This is a genomic window from Bacillus sp. NSP9.1, from assembly GCF_000465465.2.
Classification (GTDB): Bacteria; Bacillota; Bacilli; order Bacillales; family Bacillaceae; genus Bacillus; species Bacillus sonorensis_A.
On record NZ_CP048273.1, the window covers coordinates 2,148,828 to 2,169,095 of the forward strand.

23 protein-coding genes are annotated in these 20,268 nt (G+C 47.0%); all 23 read left to right on the forward strand.

All coding sequences use genetic code 11. From position 1 onward, the window contains the following. The 23 genes from M654_RS11130 to dxr all read left to right on the forward strand — a co-directional run bounded on the left by M654_RS11130 (nucleotide 1) and on the right by dxr (nucleotide 20,265). Nucleotides 1-363, forward strand: coding sequence for a chemotaxis protein CheY (locus M654_RS11130; protein WP_026586975.1), 363 nt, complete (start codon nucleotides 1-3; stop codon nucleotides 361-363). A gap of 15 nt (nucleotides 364-378) precedes the next feature. Continuing rightward, nucleotides 379-1,041: a flagella biosynthesis regulatory protein FliZ gene (gene fliZ, locus M654_RS11135; RefSeq protein ID WP_026586976.1), complete on the forward strand. Its 663-nt coding sequence runs from the start codon at nucleotides 379-381 to the stop codon at nucleotides 1,039-1,041. Next, complete coding sequence (gene fliP / locus M654_RS11140; RefSeq protein ID WP_026586977.1) at nucleotides 1,034-1,699, forward strand: flagellar type III secretion system pore protein FliP; 666 nt, start codon at nucleotides 1,034-1,036, stop codon at nucleotides 1,697-1,699. Before fliZ ends, fliP begins: the two co-directional genes overlap by 8 nt. Before the next feature lie 14 nt (nucleotides 1,700-1,713). After that, entirely contained in the window at nucleotides 1,714-1,983 is a 270-nt protein-coding gene (fliQ, locus tag M654_RS11145) for a flagellar biosynthesis protein FliQ (protein WP_026586978.1), read from the forward strand. Between the two features lie 7 nt (nucleotides 1,984-1,990). Further along, complete coding sequence (gene fliR / locus M654_RS11150; protein WP_026586979.1) at nucleotides 1,991-2,770, forward strand: flagellar biosynthetic protein FliR; 780 nt, start codon at nucleotides 1,991-1,993, stop codon at nucleotides 2,768-2,770. Continuing rightward, the gene (flhB, locus tag M654_RS11155; protein ID WP_026586980.1) at nucleotides 2,770-3,849 is read left to right on the forward strand and encodes a flagellar biosynthesis protein FlhB; all 1,080 of its coding nucleotides are present in this window, start codon (nucleotides 2,770-2,772) and stop codon (nucleotides 3,847-3,849) included. Before fliR ends, flhB begins: the two co-directional genes overlap by 1 nt. A gap of 33 nt (nucleotides 3,850-3,882) precedes the next feature. Continuing rightward, nucleotides 3,883-5,919: a flagellar biosynthesis protein FlhA gene (flhA, locus tag M654_RS11160; protein ID WP_026586981.1), complete on the forward strand. Its 2,037-nt coding sequence runs from the start codon at nucleotides 3,883-3,885 to the stop codon at nucleotides 5,917-5,919. After that, nucleotides 5,916-7,019, forward strand: coding sequence for a flagellar biosynthesis GTPase FlhF (flhF, locus tag M654_RS11165; protein WP_026586982.1), 1,104 nt, complete (start codon nucleotides 5,916-5,918; stop codon nucleotides 7,017-7,019). Before flhA ends, flhF begins: the two co-directional genes overlap by 4 nt. Nucleotides 7,020-7,021: 2 nt before the next feature. Beyond that, nucleotides 7,022-7,906 carry a MinD/ParA family protein gene (locus M654_RS11170; RefSeq protein ID WP_026586983.1) on the forward strand — a complete coding sequence of 295 codons (885 nt, stop codon included), beginning with the start codon at nucleotides 7,022-7,024 and terminating at the stop codon, nucleotides 7,904-7,906. Next, nucleotides 7,903-8,970, forward strand: coding sequence for a protein-glutamate methylesterase/protein-glutamine glutaminase (locus tag M654_RS11175; RefSeq protein ID WP_026586984.1), 1,068 nt, complete (start codon nucleotides 7,903-7,905; stop codon nucleotides 8,968-8,970). Before M654_RS11170 ends, M654_RS11175 begins: the two co-directional genes overlap by 4 nt. A 5-nt stretch (nucleotides 8,971-8,975) precedes the next feature. Beyond that, nucleotides 8,976-11,000: a chemotaxis protein CheA gene (locus M654_RS11180; RefSeq protein ID WP_026586985.1), complete on the forward strand. Its 2,025-nt coding sequence runs from the start codon at nucleotides 8,976-8,978 to the stop codon at nucleotides 10,998-11,000. Between the two features lie 23 nt (nucleotides 11,001-11,023). Continuing rightward, entirely contained in the window at nucleotides 11,024-11,500 is a 477-nt protein-coding gene (locus M654_RS11185; protein ID WP_026586986.1) for a chemotaxis protein CheW, read from the forward strand. A gap of 11 nt (nucleotides 11,501-11,511) precedes the next feature. Continuing rightward, the gene (locus M654_RS11190; RefSeq protein ID WP_026586987.1) at nucleotides 11,512-12,141 is read left to right on the forward strand and encodes a chemotaxis protein CheC; all 630 of its coding nucleotides are present in this window, start codon (nucleotides 11,512-11,514) and stop codon (nucleotides 12,139-12,141) included. After that, entirely contained in the window at nucleotides 12,138-12,644 is a 507-nt protein-coding gene (locus M654_RS11195; protein ID WP_077736837.1) for a chemotaxis protein CheD, read from the forward strand. Before M654_RS11190 ends, M654_RS11195 begins: the two co-directional genes overlap by 4 nt. 22 nt (nucleotides 12,645-12,666) lie before the next feature. Further along, nucleotides 12,667-13,434 (forward strand): FliA/WhiG family RNA polymerase sigma factor, encoded by a 768-nt coding sequence (locus tag M654_RS11200; protein WP_026586989.1) that lies wholly within the window; start codon nucleotides 12,667-12,669, stop codon nucleotides 13,432-13,434. Between the two features lie 86 nt (nucleotides 13,435-13,520). Next, entirely contained in the window at nucleotides 13,521-14,039 is a 519-nt protein-coding gene (locus M654_RS11205) for a DUF6115 domain-containing protein (RefSeq protein ID WP_026586990.1), read from the forward strand. A gap of 151 nt (nucleotides 14,040-14,190) precedes the next feature. Continuing rightward, complete coding sequence (rpsB, locus tag M654_RS11210) at nucleotides 14,191-14,931, forward strand: 30S ribosomal protein S2 (protein ID WP_026586991.1); 741 nt, start codon at nucleotides 14,191-14,193, stop codon at nucleotides 14,929-14,931. Nucleotides 14,932-15,032: 101 nt separating this feature from the next. Continuing rightward, a complete protein-coding gene (gene tsf / locus M654_RS11215) occupies nucleotides 15,033-15,914 on the forward strand; it encodes a translation elongation factor Ts (protein WP_026586992.1) in 882 nt (293 codons plus the stop codon). A gap of 144 nt (nucleotides 15,915-16,058) precedes the next feature. Then, a complete protein-coding gene (gene pyrH, locus M654_RS11220; RefSeq protein WP_026586993.1) occupies nucleotides 16,059-16,781 on the forward strand; it encodes a UMP kinase in 723 nt (240 codons plus the stop codon). Between the two features lie 16 nt (nucleotides 16,782-16,797). Beyond that, entirely contained in the window at nucleotides 16,798-17,340 is a 543-nt protein-coding gene (frr, locus tag M654_RS11225; protein WP_372709737.1) for a ribosome recycling factor, read from the forward strand. A gap of 129 nt (nucleotides 17,341-17,469) precedes the next feature. Then, nucleotides 17,470-18,252 (forward strand): undecaprenyl pyrophosphate synthase, encoded by a 783-nt coding sequence (locus M654_RS11230; protein WP_026586995.1) that lies wholly within the window; start codon nucleotides 17,470-17,472, stop codon nucleotides 18,250-18,252. Nucleotides 18,253-18,264: 12 nt separating this feature from the next. Continuing rightward, nucleotides 18,265-19,068, forward strand: coding sequence for a phosphatidate cytidylyltransferase (locus tag M654_RS11235; RefSeq protein WP_026586996.1), 804 nt, complete (start codon nucleotides 18,265-18,267; stop codon nucleotides 19,066-19,068). Nucleotides 19,069-19,113: 45 nt separating this feature from the next. Then, the gene (dxr, locus tag M654_RS11240) at nucleotides 19,114-20,265 is read left to right on the forward strand and encodes a 1-deoxy-D-xylulose-5-phosphate reductoisomerase (RefSeq protein WP_026586997.1); all 1,152 of its coding nucleotides are present in this window, start codon (nucleotides 19,114-19,116) and stop codon (nucleotides 20,263-20,265) included. The last annotated feature ends 3 nt before the right edge of the window (nucleotides 20,266-20,268 follow it).

A 20,268-nucleotide genomic window follows, 5' to 3' on the forward strand; every position in this document is an offset into this window, starting at 1 on the left:
ATGGCTTACAAGATTTTAGTAGTTGATGATGCAGCATTTATGAGAATGATGATTAAAGATATTTTGGTGAAAAACGGGTTTGAAGTGGTCGCCGAAGCTCAAGACGGAGCGCAGGCCGTAGAAAAATATAAAGAGCATACGCCGGATTTGGTGACAATGGATATCACCATGCCGGAAAAAGACGGAATCACCGCTCTGAAAGAAATCAAGGAAATCGATCCTCAGGCAAAAATCATCATGTGTTCTGCAATGGGTCAGCAATCAATGGTTATCGACGCCATCCAGGCGGGGGCGAAAGACTTTATCGTCAAACCGTTCCAGGCTGACCGCGTGATGGAAGCGATCAATAAAACGCTGAGCTAAAGGGTGTACAACTTGTTGAAGAAATCTTTTATTATCACAGCCGGCATTTGCCTTCTGCTTTGTTTCGCAATGCCTCATCCTTTCGCTTTTGCCGAGGAGTCCGGCGATCAGACGGTTGATCAGCTGTTTAAGAAAGATGCAGGCGAACTCAAGGAAAAAGACAAAACAGAGCAAAAAAGCAGCGATTCCAAGAAGGAAGAGGCGGAGAGCAATCCCCCGTCTCCTTCCGTTTCCATATTTGATTTTGTCAAAATGATCGGCGCCCTGCTGTTCGTGATTTTTCTGATTTACGCTCTGGTTAGGTTTGTGAACAAACGAAACCGCCTGTTAAAACCTTTTCAGCATGTCGAAAACATCGGCGGCACTTCACTCGGGCAAAACAAATCCGTACAGCTCGTAAAAGTAGGAAACAGGGTGCTTGTCGTCGGCGTCGGGGAAAATATTCAGCTTTTAAAAGAGATCGATGATGAAAAGGAATGCGAAGACATCCTCAAACAGCACGAGGCTGCGATGAACAGTAAGATTGAATGGCAGAAATGGGTGGAGCAAGTCAAAGTTCCGGGCGTGCAAAAAAAAGGTGTCAAAGCTTCTTTTTCTGAATCATTAAAAGCGCAGCTTGCGGAATTGAAACAAAATCATGCAAAAGGCAGAAAGAAAGGCCAAAATCAACATGAATGAGTTTATTGATCTATTTAATTCAAGCGATGCGGCAAATGTCAGCACAAGCGTCAAGCTCTTGCTGCTTTTAACAGTATTTTCGATCGCTCCGGGCATCTTGATTCTGATGACGTGTTTTACAAGGATTGTCATCGTGCTTTCCTTTGTGCGGACATCGCTGGCGACGCAGTCGATGCCGCCAAACCAGGTGCTGATCGGACTTGCGTTATTTTTAACGTTTTTCATTATGGGGCCGACGTTTTCAGAAATAAACAAAGAAGCGCTGACCCCTTTAATGGACAACAAAATTACGTTGGATGAAGCGTACACGAAAGCTGAAGCTCCGATTAAACAATTTATGAGCAAGCATACGAGGCAGAAGGATTTGGCTTTGTTTATGAATTATGCCAATAAGAAAACGCCTGAAAAGGTTGAAGATATTCCGCTTTCAACGTTGGTTCCCGCGTTTGTCATCTCAGAATTGAAGACCGCGTTTCAAATGGGATTTATGATTTTTATTCCGTTTCTGGTAATCGATATGGTCGTGGCCAGTGTTTTGATGTCAATGGGGATGATGATGCTTCCGCCAGTCATGATTTCGCTGCCGTTTAAGATATTGCTTTTTGTCCTTGTGGACGGCTGGTATTTAATCGTTAAATCATTGCTGCAAAGCTTTTAGAGTAGGTGCTAAACATGAATTCAGAATTTGTTATATCGATAGCTGAAAAAGCGGTATACGTGACATTGCTCATCAGCGGGCCGCTGCTTGTGCTCGCTCTGGCGGTAGGGCTGATCGTCAGTATTTTTCAGGCAACGACTCAAATACAGGAACAGACTCTTGCATTTATACCGAAAATTGTCGCCGTCTTGGTGGGGCTCGTCATTTTTGGACCGTGGATGCTGTCGACGATTTTGTCTTTTGCGACCGAGCTGTTCTCCAATTTAAATCGTTTTGCAGGGTAGTTTTCAGATGATGTCAATTATTGAATCATTTCCAGCCTTTTTACTTGTGTTTGTCAGAGTGTCTGCCTTTTATGTCACGGTGCCTCTATTTTCTTATCGGACAATTCCGGCCGTTCATAAAATAGGTTTTGCATTTTTTCTGGCGATTGTCAGTTTCAGTACGATTGAAAAGCCTCCCCAGCTAGATATTGACGCATTTTTTATGCTTTTGATCATGAAGGAGGCGCTTGTCGGACTTCTGCTCGGCCTGATTGCCTACATGATGATTTCCGCCGTTCAAATCGCCGGATCATTCATTGATTTTCAAATGGGATTCGCCGTGGCAAATGTCATCGATCCGCAGACAGGAGCGCAAAGCCCTCTGGTCGGCCAGTTTTTGTATACGCTGGCCCTGCTTTTCATGCTGAGCCTGAATGCGCACCATCTGCTGCTTGACGGGATTTACTACAGTTATCAATACATCCCGGTCGACCGTCTGGCGTTGGGATTTGGGGATGAAGCATTCCCGGAGTTTATCGCGAAAAGCTTCAACACGATGTTCATTACGGCTTTTCAATTGGCTGCACCTGTTGTCGCCTGTTTGTTTTTAGTCGATCTGGCACTCGGAATTGTCGCAAGAACGGTGCCGCAGCTGAACGTATTTGTCGTCGGTCTTCCTTTGAAAATCGCGGTCACCTTTATCATGCTCATCATCTTTATGTCCGTCATGTTCAGCATGATTCAGCACGTATTTGAGTTTGCCATTCGGACGATGAGAGATCTATTAAGTTTGCTTGGGGTGGCATGATGAAGCTGACGTTGGATTTGCAATTTTTTGCAGGGGAAAAAACAGAAAAAGCGACGCCGAAAAAACGGCGCGAGACGAGAAAAAAAGGACAGGTTGCCAAAAGCGCGGATGTCAATACAGCGGTCACACTCCTGATCGTCTTTATGTCCTTCTTATTTATCGGTCCGCTGATGAGAGACCGCTTGCTCGGCCTGATTGAGAGGTTTTTTAGAGACATGCTCACCATGAAGATTACGGCCGGCAATATACCGGGGCTATTTACGGAGCTGGCGCTGGAAGCAGGCCTTCTCATGGCTCCGGTCATGCTGACGGCTCTCATCTCAGGCGTTTTAAGCAACTATTTGCAAGTCGGGTTTTTATTTGCACCGGAAGCGGTGAAGCCCGATTTGAAAAAGCTCGATCCGCTCAAAGGGTTTAAGCGGATCTACAGCATCAGGGCGATCGTAGAACTATTAAAATCCATTTTGAAAATCGCCGTCGTCGGCAGTGTGACATTCGCCGTTTTGTGGCTGAACTTTGACAAGATTCTCAGAATCCCGCTTTTGTCACCGGGGGAGACATTGTCATATGTCGGCTGGCTCACCTTTTTAATGGGCGTTTCGGCAGCGGTGGCGCTGATTTTTCTCGCACTGCTCGATTATCTCTATCAGAAGTTTGATTATGAGAAAAACATTCGAATGTCCAAACAGGATATTAAAGATGAGTATAAAAAAACGGAAGGCGATCCGCTGATTAAATCCAAGATTAAGCAAAAACAAAAAGAAATGGCGATGCGCCGCATGATGCAGGAGGTTCCGAAGGCCGACGTCATCATTACGAACCCGACCCACTACGCCATCGCCCTTAAATATGACGAAGGCAAAATGGATGCGCCGTTTATCATCGCAAAAGGCGTCGACCTCATGGCGCAGAAAATCAAGCAGATTGCCAAAGAGCATGACGTCATGATGGTCGAGAACAGACCGCTGGCGAGAGCCCTCTATGATCAGGTGGAAATTGATCAGGCCGTTCCCGAGGAATTTTTTAAGGCCGTTGCTGAAATCCTGGCCTATGTATATAAAACAAAGCAAAAAATCTAGTGAATTTTTTAGTTTTAAAAGGAGAGAAACAGCATGTCTGCAAGAGATTTATCTATTTTATCCGGCGTTGTCCTCATCGTGGCAATGCTTATCATTCCCTTTCCAACATGGATGTTAAGCATTTTAATTATCGTTAATATTTCTCTTGCGTTAATCGTGCTTCTCACCACAATGAACATGCAAGAACCGCTGCAATTTTCGATTTTTCCATCTTTATTGCTGCTGCTTACCCTGTTTCGTTTAGGGCTGAACGTATCGACAACCCGTTCGATTTTGTCGAACGGTGATGCCGGGAAAGTCGTCGAAACATTCGGGTCTTTCGTCGTCGGCGGCAATGTTTTAGTCGGTCTCGTCGTTTTCATCATCTTGATCATCATCCAATTCATCGTCATTACAAAAGGGGCCGAGCGGGTTTCCGAAGTTGCTGCGAGATTTACGCTCGATGCCATGCCGGGAAAACAGATGAGCATCGATGCCGATCTGAACGCCGGTATGGTGACCGAACAGGAAGCGAAAGTCCGCCGGGAAAAAGTGGCCCGGGAAGCGGATTTCTACGGAGCGATGGACGGTGCCAGCAAATTCGTCAAAGGGGATGCGATCGCCGGGATCATCATCGTTCTCATCAACGTCCTTTTCGGGATCATCATCGGCATGCTGCAGAAACAGATGAGCATACAGGATGCTGCATCACATTTTACGCTCTTGTCCGTTGGGGATGGAATCGTATCACAGCTCCCCGCGCTTCTGATCTCAACAGCGACGGGTATCGTCGTCACAAGGGCTGCATCAGAAGGGAATCTTGGCCACGATATTACAGGCCAGCTGTTTGCTTATCCGAAGCTCTTGTATGTCACAGCCGGAACGATTTTCTTATTGGGTCTGTTCACACCGATCGGCATTCTGCTGACCGGGCCTTTGGCACTCCTCCTCGCGTTTGGCGCCTACATGCTTTCTAAAGCCGGAGATGAAAAGGAAAAAGAGGAAGATATCTTAGAGGAAGAAGCGGAAGTGGATGAATTGAAAAGTCCGGAAAGCGTCGTTCATCTGCTTGATATCGATCCGATCGAATTTGAATTCGGCTACGGACTGATCCCTCTCGCAGATACGAATCAAGGCGGGGATCTTTTGGACCGAATCGTGATGATCAGGCGGCAGCTCGCCATCGAGCTCGGTCTCGTGATTCCGGTCGTCAGGATCAGGGATAACATCGCCCTGCAGCCGAATGAGTACAGGCTGAAAATCAAAGGAAACGAAGCAGCCAAAGGCGAGCTTCTCCTCGATCACTTTTTGGCGATGTCGCCGACTGGTGAGGATGATCAAATCGAAGGGATTGATACGGTTGAGCCATCCTTTGGGCTTCCGGCTAAGTGGATTTCCGAATCTCAAAAAGATCAGGCTGAAATGCTCGGGTACACGGTCGTTGATCCGGCTTCAGTCGTGTCGACACATATTACCGAACAAGTGAAAAAGCACGCCCATGAACTGATTGGCAGACAGGAAACAAAGCAGCTGATCGACCATTTGAAAGAGTCGTATCCTGTTTTGGTCGAAGAAGTGACGCCGAACCCGCTGTCTGTCGGTGATATTCAAAAAGTACTGGCTAAACTGCTCAAAGAAAAAGTGTCCATCCGCAATCTGGTGACGATTTTTGAAACCTTGGCGGACTATGGAAAGCTGACGACAGATTCAGACATGCTGACAGAGTATGCAAGGCAGTCTCTTGCCAAGCAGATCACAGCCCAATATGCAAAGGAAAACGAGACACTGAAAGTGGTGACCTGCTCGGGACGGGTTGAAAAGGCCGTCGCCGAAGGTATCCAGCAGACCGAACACGGCAACTATCTGTCTCTTGAACCGGCAGTATCCGAAAATATCATTCAATCTGTCGCAAGGGAAATCGAACAGCTTTCATTAAGACAGGAAATGCCGATTCTGCTATGCTCGCCGCCAGTCAGAATGTATGTCAAACAGCTCTTGGAGCGATATTTCCCTGATCTGCCGGTTCTTTCATATAACGAACTGGAGGCCAATGTTGAAGTTCAAAGTATCGGGGTGGTGGATATTCAATGAAAATCAAAAAGTTTGTAGCTGGTTCCATGCAGGAAGCCACAAAGCAAATAAGACAAGAGCTCGGAAATGACGCCGTGATCCTCAACTCCAAAAAGATCCAAACGAGAAAGTTTCTCGGTCTGGTCAAAAAGCCGGGCGTTGAAGTGATCGCTGTTGTTGACCAAGACTTTTCCGATTCGCCAAAACCGCTCGAGAAACCGAAAGCTGCTTTCCCAGAACAAAGCTTTACACCCGTAAAGTCTGATTTGGCAGACCAGGTCAAAGAGCTAAAACAACTGCTTGAAGTGCATCGGCATGACGAACCAGTTGATGTGTTGCCAGAGCCGCTGAAAAAAGCGGACCGGCTTCTCGCAAAGCAAGGTGTATCAACCGCCATCCGCACGAAAGCGTTGGGTGATTTAATCAGCACCCCTTTAAAAAACGGTGAACAGTGGACGGAAGAACAGGTGCTTCACCGCTTGACAGACGCTTTAGCCGAGCTTCTGCCTGAAAATCCTGAGAAAGATATGATCATTCGTTCACAGTATGTCGTCCTGTTCGGCCCGACCGGGGTCGGCAAAACGACGACATTGGCCAAGCTTGCCGCTACATCTGTACTGGAAGAACAAAAAAGAATCGCCTTTATTACGACAGATACATACAGGATTGCGGCCGTCGACCAGTTGAAAACGTATGCCGAGCTTCTGAATGCTCCGCTTGAAGTGTGCTATACGAAAGAGGAATTTCAAGCAGCACAGCAAAAATTTGCCGATTTCGATCATGTGTTCATCGATACAGCGGGCCGCAATTTCAAAGATGGACAATACGTCAGGGAGCTGCAGGAGACCATTCCGTTTGAACGGAAGATTCAGGCGTTTCTCGTCCTGTCTGCAACAAGCAAATATGAGGATATGAAAGAACTGATCAGACAGTTTTCCAGCGTCCCAATCGACCATTTGATTTTCACGAAAGTGGATGAAACCGATTCATTGGGGAGCGTCATGAATCTGCTGGCTGAATCGAGAATCGGTCTCGGCTATATGACAAACGGCCAAAACGTTCCGGAAGATATCCGCTGCTTGTCAAACGCATCTTTTGTCAGACTGCTTACGGGGTGTTGAACATGGATCAGGCAGAAAGCTTACGAAAACGAATGGAAGAGCGCCTTTTCGAGCCGCCCGCCGTGTATCGAAAAAAAGCGAAAACACTGGCTGTGATCAGCGGCAAGGGAGGCGTGGGAAAGTCCAATCTATCGCTGAATACGGCGCTGGCACTTTCAGAAAAAGGAAAAAACGTCCTTTTGATCGATCTTGATGTCGGAATGGGGAACATCGACATCCTGATCGGCCGGCAGTCTCTTTACACCATGATGGATGTATTGAATCAAAAAATGCCTTTTGACCGCGCTGTCTCTACAGGTCCGAAGGGGGTTCGATATATTGCGGGCGGGACGGGGCTGAACACGCTGTTCGAATTAAGCCGTGAGAAATGGTCGTTTTTTCTTCAGGAACTGTCAGCTGTTATGGGGGATTTTGACCATGTGCTGTTTGACATGGGAGCGGGATTGTCAAAAGACCAGCTGCCCTTCGTCCTTGCAGCCGACGAAATCCTGGTTGTCACCACGCCTGAGCCGACATCCATTATGGATGCCTACAGTGCAATCAAGCATCTGGCGCTGACCCGGCAGAAGCTGCAGATGAAGGTCGTTGTCAACCGCTGCACAAGCCAAAAGGACGGAATATCCGCTTTTCTGCGCCTTTCCAAAACAGTAAACGCGTTTTTGCAGGAAAACCTGGCATACGCAGGACCGATTCCTGAGGATTCGATCGTCTCAAAAGCCGTTGTGGAGCAGGTTCCGTTTCTGATGAAGAATCCGCGCTCAAAACCGAGCAGGGCGGTTTACCTTTTGGCAGATTCGCTGCTTGAGGACGACAACCAGGATCCCGGTGAAACTCGGTCGTTTATCGATAAATTATCTTCATTTTTGAGGAGGGGCAATGCAACATGATTCGTGTTCTTGTCGTTGATGACTCTGCTTTTATGAGAAAAATGATCACCAAGTTTTTAACAACCAATCATCAGATTGCTGTGGCAGGAACGGCAAGAAACGGAGAGGAAGCGCTCCAAAAAATAAAGGAGCTCCGTCCGGATGTGGTTACGCTAGACATGGAAATGCCTGTGATGAACGGAAAAGAAACATTGAAAAGGATCATGGCAGACGACCCTCTACCCGTCGTCATGGTATCGAGCCTGACGCAGCAGGGGGCGGAAATCACGATTGAATGTCTTGAGCTCGGGGCGGTTGATTTTGTCGCGAAGCCTTCAGGATCCATTTCCATCGACCTGTACAAAGTAAGGGACACCATGATTGAAAAGGTGGTGACGGCCGGACGGGCGAAGGTGAAAGCCCGCCCTGCACCGCTGCCAATGAAGGCAGAGCCCGCGTCAGGTTCGATGAATATCAATAATCCGACACGTTCGCCCGCTGCAAAGCAGCTTGTTTGCATCGGTACATCAACAGGGGGACCGAAAGCGCTGCAAAGAGTGCTTCCTAGGCTTCCCAAAACCATGAAGGCGCCTGTTTTTGTTGTTCAGCATATGCCCGCGGGGTTTACGGCCTCATTGGCAAACAGGCTGAACCACCTCTCTGAAGTAACCGTGAAGGAGGCTGAAGACGGTGAGAGAGCGAAAAACGGCTGGGTCTATATTGCCCCCGGAGGGAAAAACATGTCCGTGCGTCTTGATATGGGCGAATTGGTGATTTCCCTCGATAACCGCGATACAGCCAGTCGCCATAAACCATCTGTCGACTATCTGTTCAACTCGCTGGCATCGCTCAGAGACTTTGAAAAAATCGCCGTCATCATGACTGGAATGGGAAGCGACGGGACGGAAGGCGTCAAAGGCCTTTTGACGCACGGAGGAGGAAAGGTGATCGCCGAATCTGCCGAATCGTCCGTCGTATTCGGGATGCCAAAGGCAGTCATCAACACCGGACTTGCGGATGAGATCAAACATGTTGATGAAATTGCTGCAGCTATTATGACTTATATGAAAAAAGAGAGGGCGTGACTCATATGGAGATGAACCAATATTTAGACGTCTTTATTGAAGAAAGTAAAGAACATTTGCAAACCTGTAATGAAAAATTGCTCGAACTCGAAAAAAACCCATCAGATCTGCAGCTTGTCAACGATATTTTCCGAGCGGCTCACACCTTAAAAGGAATGAGCGCGACAATGGGCTATGAAGATATGGCTCATTTAACACACAGCCTTGAAAATGTGCTGGACGCCATCCGCAACGAGGAGATGACCATTACCTCAGACTGGATGGATGTCATGTTTGAAGCGCTCGATGATCTGGAAGCGATCGTCCTTTCGATCATTGACGGCGGCGACGGCAAAAGGGATGTCTCCGAAGTCTGCGCCAAGCTCGATGTAACCGGGGCTAACAAAGAAACAGCAGCAGCGGTTGAAACAGCCGCTGCCGAATCCTCCGGCGCGAAATGGACTTATGACGAATTTCAGCGAACAGTCATAGCCGAAGCGGAAGAGCAGGGCTTTACATGCTATGAAATTGCCGTTTCCCTTAAAGAGGACTGCCTCTTAAAAGGTGTGCGCGTGTATATGGTGTTCGAGCAGCTAAATGAAATCGGCGAGGTCGTCAAAACGATTCCGGAGACGGAAGTCCTTGAAGCCGAAGATTTCGATTCAGAATTCAACATCTGCTTTTTAAGCAAACAAAAAGCAGACGAGATTTTCAGCAAAATAAACAGCGTTTCCGAAATCGAGAAAATAGAAGTAACGGAGCTGAAAAACGACTTTTCGGCAGCAGAACAACAGAATCCCGCTCCTGATAAAGCAGACGCTCCCAAAGAGAAGGTAGAAAAGCCGAAAAAAGCAAAACAGGCGCAAGACAAAAAAGAAGCGGCAAAACCGGCCGCAGGCGGCGGAACGAAAACGATCCGCGTTAACATTGACCGCCTCGATTCTTTAATGAACCTGTTCGAAGAACTTGTCATTGACAGGGGGCGCTTAGAGCAAATCGCCAAAGAGCTGGAACACGGCGAATTAACGGAAACCGTCGAACGGATGACAAGAATTTCCGGAGATTTGCAGTCGATCATTCTCAATATGAGAATGGTGCCGGTCGAAACGGTGTTCAACCGATTCCCGCGCATGGTCCGCCAGCTGACGAAGGAATTAAACAAAAAGATTGAACTTACCATTTTCGGAGCGGAAACAGAACTTGACCGTACAGTTATCGATGAAATCGGCGACCCGCTCGTCCATCTGTTGAGAAACAGCCTTGACCACGGGATTGAAGCGCCTGAAGTAAGGGTCAAAAACGGAAAGCCTGAAACAGGCCAAGTCCGCCTGAAAGCCTACCATAGCGGAAACCATGTCTTCATCGAAGTAGAGGATGACGGTGCGGGCATCAACCGTAAAAAAGTGCTGGAAAAAGCGCTTGAGCGCAATGTCATTACTGAACGTGAAGCGGAAACCATCGAAGACCACGAGATCGATGCGCTGATTTTTGCGCCGGGATTTTCAACGGCCGATCAAATCTCCGATATTTCCGGACGCGGCGTCGGATTGGACGTTGTCAAGAGCAAGCTTGAATCACTTGGCGGATCTGTCAGCATCAAATCTAGCGAAGGCGAAGGATCGCTCTTTTCGATTCAGCTGCCGCTGACACTATCCATCATATCCGTGCTGTTAGTCAAGCTTGAAAAAGAAACGTTCGCGATCCCGATTTCTTCTATTATAGAAACGGCTGTCATCGACAAGAAGGACATCCTTCAAACGCATGACCGCGAAGTCATTGATTTCAGGGGCCATATCGTGCCGGTGGTTTACCTGAAAGAGCAGTTTAAAGTCGAGGATTCTTCAGATGATCTTGATCAGCTTCATGTCATCGTCGTGAAGAAAGGAGACAAGCTGACGGCCTTTGTTGTCGACTCCTTTATCGGCCAGCAGGAAGTCGTATTAAAATCACTGGGTGATTATTTAACAAATGTCTTTGCCATTTCTGGTGCGACGATTTTGGGAGACGGACAAGTTGCCCTGATCATCGATTGCAACGCCCTTATTAAATAGAAAGCGAAAGGAGAGCGATCCTCTTGACCACACAGACAACCACCGGTGAAAAAATGATCGTATTCAAAGTGAATCATAAAGAATATGCCATATCTGTTTCAGAAGTCATGTCGATTGAAAAGTGGCAGCAGCCTACAAGGGTGCCAGGAGTTGAATCTTATATTTGCGGTGTCATCAATTTAAGAGGTGTCGTCACACCTGTCATTGATTTAAGGAAGCGGATCGGGGCGCCTGGAGACACGATCACGGATGAAACGAGAATTATCATCATCACCCATCAGGACATTGAAGTCGGCTGGGTGGTAGATGAAGCCAATGACGTTATCACCGTTGAAGAAGGGGAAATCGAATCAGCTCCGGAAACTTCCAGAAAAGATGGCAGACAATGGATTAAAGGGATTGTCAAACAAGGCTCCAGACTTCTGAACCTGATCGACTCTGAAGCCGTGTTAAACAGGAAGTCAAGCCTTGCTGCAGCTTCCGAAAATGCGAAGAAATAAGGAGCCTGGAGATGAGCATTTTTAACGGAATTAAAGAAGAGCATCTTGATATTTTGCGTGAAGTCGGAAATATTGGAGCGGGCCACTCTGCCTCTGCTTTAGCGAATTTGCTGAACAGAAAAATCGAGATGGAAGTGCCGTTCGTCAAACTGATGTCGTTTGATGAGCTTGTGAATCTGTTCGGCGGTGCAGACCTTCCCGTAGCCAGCATCTTTTTGCGCATGGAAGGGGATTTTCCGGGCTCAATGTTCGTTATTATGCCTTTTTCAGAGGCTGAACAACTGGTCAGGGAGCTTGTTTCCAACCCCGAATTTAAAATCGATCAAATGACACCGGACGATATGGGCGCCTCCGCTCTGCACGAACTGGGGAATATTATGGCGGGTTCGTATTTGACAGCTTTAGCAAATTTGACAAACCGGCAGATGTATCCGAGCGTCCCGGAGCTGACGCTTGACATGTTCGGAGCCGTCATCAGCGAAGGCCTGATCGAGCTCAGCCAAGTCGGAGACCAGGTCATTGTCATTGACAACTCCATATTTGACGAAGAGAACAACCGGAAGGTAAAAGCGCATTTGTTCCTTTTGCCCGACTACGATTCGTTTGAAAAGCTCTTTCATTCGTTGGGTGCAGCGCTATGAAAATGATAGAAAAAGAGACTGCTATTATCAGAGTGGGCATTGCCGATGTGAAAATCGCCCACAGCCCCGACAGGATCCGGACATCTGGCCTCGGTTCCTGCGTCGGGCTTGTCATTTATGATCTCGAACAAAAGACGGCGGGGCTCGTCCACGTCATGCTTCCCGATTCTTCCCTTTCAAAGACAGCGGATATCAATCTGGCAAAATATGCGGACACCGCTGTCAGTGCAACGGTCAACATGCTGCTGGAAGCAGGCTGCCGAAAGTTTGCCCTGAAAGCGAAGATGGCCGGGGGAGCGGAAATGTTTAAATTTAAGATGACAAATGATCTGATGAAAGTCGGGCCAAGAAATGTACTGGCGATTAAAAAACATCTATCTCTCTTGAATATCCCGATTATAAGCGAGGATACAGGCGGAAACAGCGGAAGGACGATCGAGTTTGATCCGCAGTCGGCCGAGCTTGTCATCCGGACAGTAAAACAAGGTGTAACAACGATTTAATATGCAATATAGGGGGATAATGATGCAATCCTTGAACTATGAAGATCAGATGCTTTGGTCGCGGTGGAAAGAATGGAAAGATCCTCAGGCCGGCGATGATTTAATCCGCCGCTATATGCCGCTTGTCACTTATCATGTCGGCCGGATAGCCGTCGGCTTGCCCAAATCCGTTCACAAAGACGATTTGGTCAGCCTCGGCATGCTGGGTTTGTATGATGCCCTTGAAAAATTTGACCCGGGGAGGGATCTGAAGTTTGATACATACGCTTCTTTCAGAATCAGGGGCGCTATTATCGACGGTCTCAGAAAAGAGGATTGGCTTCCGAGAACATCCCGGGAAAAAACGAAAAAGGTGGAGGCTGCGATTGAAAAGCTTGAACAGCGCTACTTGCGCAATGTATCGCCAAGCGAAATCGCAGAGGAACTGGGAATGACTGAACAAGATGTCGTCACAACCATCAACGAAGGATTTTTTGCAAATCTCCTTTCAATCGATGAAAAGCTTCACGACCATGAAGACGGAGAGAATGTTCAGGTCATGATAAGGGATGACAAAACGAGCACACCCGAGGAAAAAATGCTCAAAGACGAGCTGATCTCGCAGCTTGCAGAAAAAATAAACGAGCTTTCCGAAAAAGAACAGATTGTGATCAGCTTATTCTATAAAGAAGAGCTGACGCTGACGGAAATTGGCCAGGTTTTGAATTTGTCCACCTCCCGCATTTCCCAGATCCACTCCAAGGCGCTTTTTAAATTGAAGCACCTTCTTGATAAAGCGGTACAATCATGATTTAGCTGCTGGCCTTGCCGGCAGCATTTTTTAGGCTGCTTTTAAAAAAGGTATTTTTAAAAATTCATGGTTAGCGGGTGAAAAATATGTCAACAATATTATGGCTTGTGAGCTTCACACTCCACGGAATATTGATCTATTTTGTCATCATTCTCAATGCGAGGCTCAGCGCCTTTAAGGCTGCGGAAATGGAACAGAAGCAGCTTCTTGAAGAAACCGAGAACACACTGACCGCCTTTCTGATGGAGCTGAAAGACGAAAATGAAAGATTAGTCCGCACGCTTGAGAAAGATGATGAAATCGGGATTCAAAAAGCCGAGCCGCAGGCGGAAGCTCCCGCTGAAGCTGCAGCCGGCATCCCGGAAACGGAAGAAGACGCGAGTTTGCCGCTTCACATTGAATCGATGATCGGTGAAGTGGAAAGAAAGGAGGATGAGCTGAATCAAGAGGAGTACGAAGATTCTGCCGCATCCTTTGAAAAACAGGCTCTCGCCTTGCATGATGAGGGCTTGTCGCCAGAAGAGATTGCAAGACAATTAAAAAGCGGCAAAACAGAAGTGGAGCTTTTCTTAAAATTTCGCGGAAAGCTGAAAAACGATTCTTGATTGTCGGGTAAGCTTATGTTATATTATTTCTTGGTGTTAATTACACACGCTTAACGATTTATGCAAGCGGTGCTGTGCGGTCTCCGTGCAGTCCTGCATAAAGATGACCTAAGCGGAGGAAAAAAACCATTATATTAGGAGGAAATAACACATGTCAGTCATTTCTATGAAGCAATTGCTTGAAGCTGGTGTTCACTTCGGCCACCAAACGCGCCGCTGGAACCCAAAAATGAAGCGCTACATCTTCACGGAGCGTAACGGCATCTACATCATCGACCTTCAAAAAACGGTCAAAAAAGTTGAGGAAGCTTACAACTTCACGAAAAACCTTGCAGCTGACGGAGGAAAAATCCTTTTTGTCGGTACGAAAAAGCAAGCTCAAGACTCCGTTAAAGAAGAAGCGGAACGTTCTGGAATGTACTATGTCAACCAACGCTGGCTCGGCGGTACATTAACCAACTTTGAAACGATCCAAAAGCGTATCAAACGCCTTAAAGATATCGAAAAAATGCAAGAAAACGGCACATTTGACGTGCTTCCTAAAAAAGAAGTCGTTCAATTGAAAAAAGAACTTGAGCGTCTTGAAAAATTCCTCGGCGGAATCAAAGAGATGAAAGAGCTTCCTGACGCACTGTTCATCATCGATCCTCGCAAAGAGCGCATCGCTGTTGCAGAAGCGCGCAAATTGAACATTCCGATCATCGGAATCGTTGACACAAACTGCGATCCGGATGAAATCGACGTTGTCATCCCTGCGAACGACGACGCGATCCGCGCTGTTAAACTGCTGACTTCTAAAATGGCAGATGCGATTCTGGAAGCAAAACAAGGTGAAGAAACAGCTGAAACAGAAGAGACAGAAGCAGAAACAACTGAAACAACAACTGCTTAACCTGATCAAAAGGTGATAAGGGGGAACTGCCTTTTATCACCTTTTTTTTCACCAGATAAACATTTACATATTTTGTTTGGATTATAAGGAGGAAAATCACTATGGCAATTAGTGCACAAATGGTAAAAGAGCTTCGTCAAAAAACCGGTGCAGGCATGATGGACTGCAAGAAAGCGTTAACTGAAACTGACGGAGACATGGAAAAAGCAATCGACCTTCTCAGAGAAAAAGGTATTGCAAAAGCTGCGAAAAAAGCTGACCGCGTCGCTGCTGAAGGTCTGACTCTCGTGAAAACAAACGGCAACACAGGCGTGATTTTGGAAGTGAACTCAGAAACTGACTTCGTTGCGAAAAACGAAGGCTTCAAAACGCTTTTAAATGACCTGGCTGATCATCTTCTTGCCGAAAAGCCTGAAAACCTTGAAACTGCTATGAGCCAAAAAATGGCAAACGGTTCAACTGTTGAAGAATACATCACAAGCGCGGTTGCCAAAATCGGAGAAAAAATCACGCTTCGCCGCTTCGCTGTCTTGACAAAAGGCGATGACGCCGCATTCGGCGCATACTTGCACATGGGCGGAAAAATCGGCGTGTTGACCGTTCTAAACGGCACGACAGACGAAGAAACTGCGAAGGACATCGCAATGCACGTTGCGGCTGTAAACCCTCGCTACATTAACCGCGACCAGGTATCTGAAGAAGAAGTGAGCCGCGAGCGCGAAGTCTTGACTCAACAAGCTCTTCAAGAAGGAAAACCTGAAAACATCGTCGCTAAAATGGTTGAAGGCCGTTTGAACAAATACTTCGAAGAAATCTGCCTGCTTGACCAATCATTCGTTAAAAACCCGGATGAAAAAGTGAAGCAAGTCGTGGCTGCGAAAAACGCAACAGTTGAAACATATGTCCGCTATGAAGTTGGAGAAGGAATCGAAAAACGCCAAGAAAACTTTGCTGAAGAAGTTATGAACCAAGTGAAAAAATAAGATTGAAAAGCCGCTTGCCTAAGATAAGGCGGATCTTTTCAAAGAAATAGGGGACACAATTTGTGTCCCTATTTTTAAAACAGTTTACAAACCTTTTTTTCTCTTGCATAATAAATAACGGCAAGCATGCACTTGGAGGTTATTATGGAAAAACCAAAGTATAATCGTATTGTATTAAAGCTTAGCGGAGAAGCGCTTGCTGGCGAACAGGGCAACGGCATCAACCCGACGGTGATCCAATCGATTGCCAAACAGGTGAAGGAAATTGCTGAGCTCGATGTTGAAGTGGCGGTCGTCGTCGGTGGCGGCAACCTGTGGCGCGGCAAGACAGGCAGCGATCTCGGAATGGACCGCGCGACAGCGGATTACATGGGAATGCTTGCAACCGTCATGAATTCGCTGGCGCTTCAGGACAGCCTGGAAACGCTCGGAATTCAATCGAGAGTTCAGACATCGATCGAAATGCGGCAGGTCGCTGAGCCATACATAAGAAGAAAAGCGATTCGCCATCTTGAAAAGAAGCGCGTCGTCATCTTCGCCGCCGGTACAGGCAATCCATATTTCTCAACGGACACGACAGCGGCGCTCAGAGCAGCCGAAATTGAGGCCGATGTCATTTTGATGGCCAAAAACAATGTCGACGGTGTCTACAACGCCGACCCGAGAACGGATGAAACGGCCGTAAAATATGAAAAATTGTCTTATCTGGACGTTTTAAAAGACGGCTTGGCCGTCATGGACTCAACCGCTTCTTCCCTATGCATGGATAACGACATCCCGCTGATCGTCTTTTCCATCATGGAAGAAGGAAACATTAAAAGAGCCGTTATCGGCGAACCAATCGGAACAATTGTAAGGGGGAAATAATGTGTCAAATCAAGTGATGAATGAAACAAAAGAACGGATGGAAAAAGCGGTAACAGCATACCAGCGCGAGTTGGCCACCGTCCGTGCAGGACGTGCAAATCCGGCGCTCTTGGACAAAGTCACAGTCGAATACTACGGAGCGCAAACGCCTTTAAACCAGCTTGCGTCCATCAATGTTCCAGAAGCGCGCATGCTTGTCATCACACCATATGATAAAACGGCACTCGGAGACATCGAAAAAGCGATTCAGAAAGCCGATTTAGGCGTAACTCCGACAAACGACGGCAGCATTATCCGGATCACGATTCCTCCTTTAACAGAGGAGCGGAGAAAAGAGCTTGTCAAGCTTGTCAAGAAATACTCTGAAGAAGCGAAAGTCGCCGTCCGCAACATTCGCCGTGACGCAAATGACGACCTGAAAAAATTAGAGAAGAATGGTGAAATGACTGAAGATGAATTGCGCTCTTCAACTGAAGACGTGCAAAAGCTGACAGATGAATACGTGTCAAAAATCGATGAGATCACAAAAGATAAAGAGAAAGAAATCATGGAAGTTTAACCAAAAACTCTGTACAATAGATAATAGTGAAAAGACCCTCTCATGTTTACAGGGGGTTTTTTTGTTAATACTGTTGTTATCTAGCAGGATCAAACAGGAAAGCAACCTTTTGGGTGATGGAGGAATCTCATGCTCAATATACTCAAAAATTGGAAGAATCAGCATTCAGCGGCTTCCAACATGGAAAGTTACACAAAAGAAAATATTTTAAAGGGAGAAATTCCAGAACATATTGCCATCATAATGGACGGAAATGGCCGATGGGCAAAAAAACGCGCGATGCCCCGCATCGCTGGGCATCATGAAGGCATGAAGGTGGTCAGAGAGACAACGAAGCTTGCAAATGAGCTCGGTGTCAAAGCGTTGACTTTGTATGCTTTTTCCACGGAAAATTGGAAGCGTCCGAAGCTTGAGGTTGATTTTCTGATGAAACTGCCTGAAGAGTTTCTGGGCACGTATCTGCCGGAGCTGGTCGAGGAGAATGTTCGAGTGCGCATTACCGGTGATAAGGAAGGTCTGCCTCCGCATACGATTCGCGCGGTTGAACGAGCAATTCGCGACACGGAAAACAATGACGGACTTATACTTAATTTTGCATTGAATTACGGAGGCCGGGCAGAGATTGCGAATGCTGCAAAGAAAATCGCCGAAGAAGCAAAAAAAGGCGCATTGAATACGGAGGAGATTGATGAAAAGCTCTTTTCTGAATATTTGATGACAGAAGCTTTGCAAGATCCGGATTTGCTGATTCGAACAAGCGGCGAGATCAGACTGAGCAATTTTATGCTTTGGCAGCTTGCCTACAGTGAATTTTTATTCACTGATGTATTATGGCCTGATTTTAAAGAGGCTCACTTCCTGCAGGCTATCGGAGAATATCAGCGTCGCGGGAGAAGGTTTGGCGGAATTTAGAGGATGGTGCAGATGAAACAGAGAATATTGACGGGTGTCATAGCGGCAGCGATTTTTTTACCGCTTGTCATTTTCGGCGAGCTGCCGTTCACCTTATTGGTCTATGCAATGGGCATAATCGCTCTTTTTGAACTTTTGAGAATGAAAGGCATGAAGCTTTTAAGCGTCCCGGGCGTGATCAGCCTCTTGCTTTTGGGTGTCTTGCTGTATCCGGGCCGGCTGGGCGGAGGCGTTAACCTTGGCATTTCCAAGGGAGAAACCGTGTTTTTAGCCGTTCTGCTCCTGTTGGCATACACGGTGCTCAGCAAAAATGCATTCACTTTTGATGAGGCCGGATTTATCGCTTTAGCGGCTGTTTATATCGGATTTGGCTTTTATTATTTCATTGAAATCAGAAACATCGGCCTCAGCTATGTCTTTTTTGCGATCGGTGTCGTCTGGTCGACGGATTCCGGCGCTTATTTTATCGGAAAAGCGATCGGCAAGCGAAAGCTTTGGCCTGAAATCAGCCCCAACAAAACGGTCGAAGGGTTTTGGGGCGGCATTTTGACAGCGGTCGTCTTTTCTTCGATCTTTCAAGCAGTCACCGGCTTTCCACATGCGTATTTATTTGTGCTGCTGCTTACCGTGCTATTGTCGATCGTCGGACAGATCGGCGATTTGGCCGAATCGGCGTTTAAGCGGCATTACGATGTGAAAGATTCGGGACGGATCCTTCCCGGTCACGGGGGGATGCTGGACCGCTTTGACAGCTTTCTATTTGTCATGCCGGTTCTATACTTCTTGCTTGTTCTTTTTCAGCCGTTCGGGCTATGATAAGAAGTGTGCATGTAGCTAGAAAGAAACAGAGGTGCGGCAAATTTGAAGAACATATGTCTATTGGGAGCAACAGGCTCCATTGGAGAACAGACGCTTGAAGTGATCAAGGCCCATGGCGACCGGTTTCGGCTTACAGCTATGGCTTTCGGAAAAAATGCGGAAAAAGCGGCTGAAATCATTCAAACATTTAAACCGAAGTATGTAGCCGTCGGAGATGAGCATACATATGAAACATTAAAACAATATTCTTTTTCCCACTCGTTTCAAACGGGAATAGGGGAAGAAGCACTGATCGAGGCGGCGGTTCATCCTGATGCGGATATCGTCGTCAACGCTCTCGTCGGAAGCATCGGCCTTCTTCCAACGCTGAAGGCGATTGAGCAGCGAAAAACAATTGCCCTGGCAAATAAGGAAACTCTTGTGACGGCCGGACATATAGTGAAAGAACACGCGAAAAAATACAATGTTCCACTACTGCCTGTCGATAGTGAACATTCTGCGATTTTTCAATCTCTCCAGGGTGAAAATCCGAAGCACATCAAACGGCTGATCGTGACCGCATCAGGCGGCAGCTTCAGGGACAGAACGAGAAAAGAGCTTGAAGGCGTGACGGTGGAGGAAGCCCTCAATCACCCGAATTGGTCGATGGGTGCAAAAATTACGATCGATTCGGCTACAATGATGAATAAAGGGCTTGAGGTCATTGAAGCGCACTGGCTTTTTGATCTGCCTTACGACCGGATCGATGTGCTGCTCCACAAAGAAAGCATCATCCATTCGATGGTCGAATTCCACGACAGAAGTGTCATCGCCCAGCTTGGCACACCTGATATGAGGGTGCCGATCCAATATGCGCTAAGCTATCCTGAGCGACTTCCGTTTGAAGAGGCGAAGTCCCTTGAGCTCTGGGAAATCGGCCAGCTGCATTTTGCCCAAGCCGATTTTGAACGGTTCCGCTGCCTGCGGTTCGCATATGAATCAGGAAAAATAGGCGGTACAATGCCGACTGTTTTAAATGCGGCCAATGAAGAAGCAGTCGCAGCGTTTTTGGCGGGCAACATAACGTTTCTTGGAATCGAAGACATCATCGAAAAAGCTTTGGAACGCCATCAGGTGATATCAAAGCCGAGCCTTCAGGAGATCCGTGAAGTGGACAAAGAGGCCAGAAGATTTGTCCAAACATTACTCACATAAGGT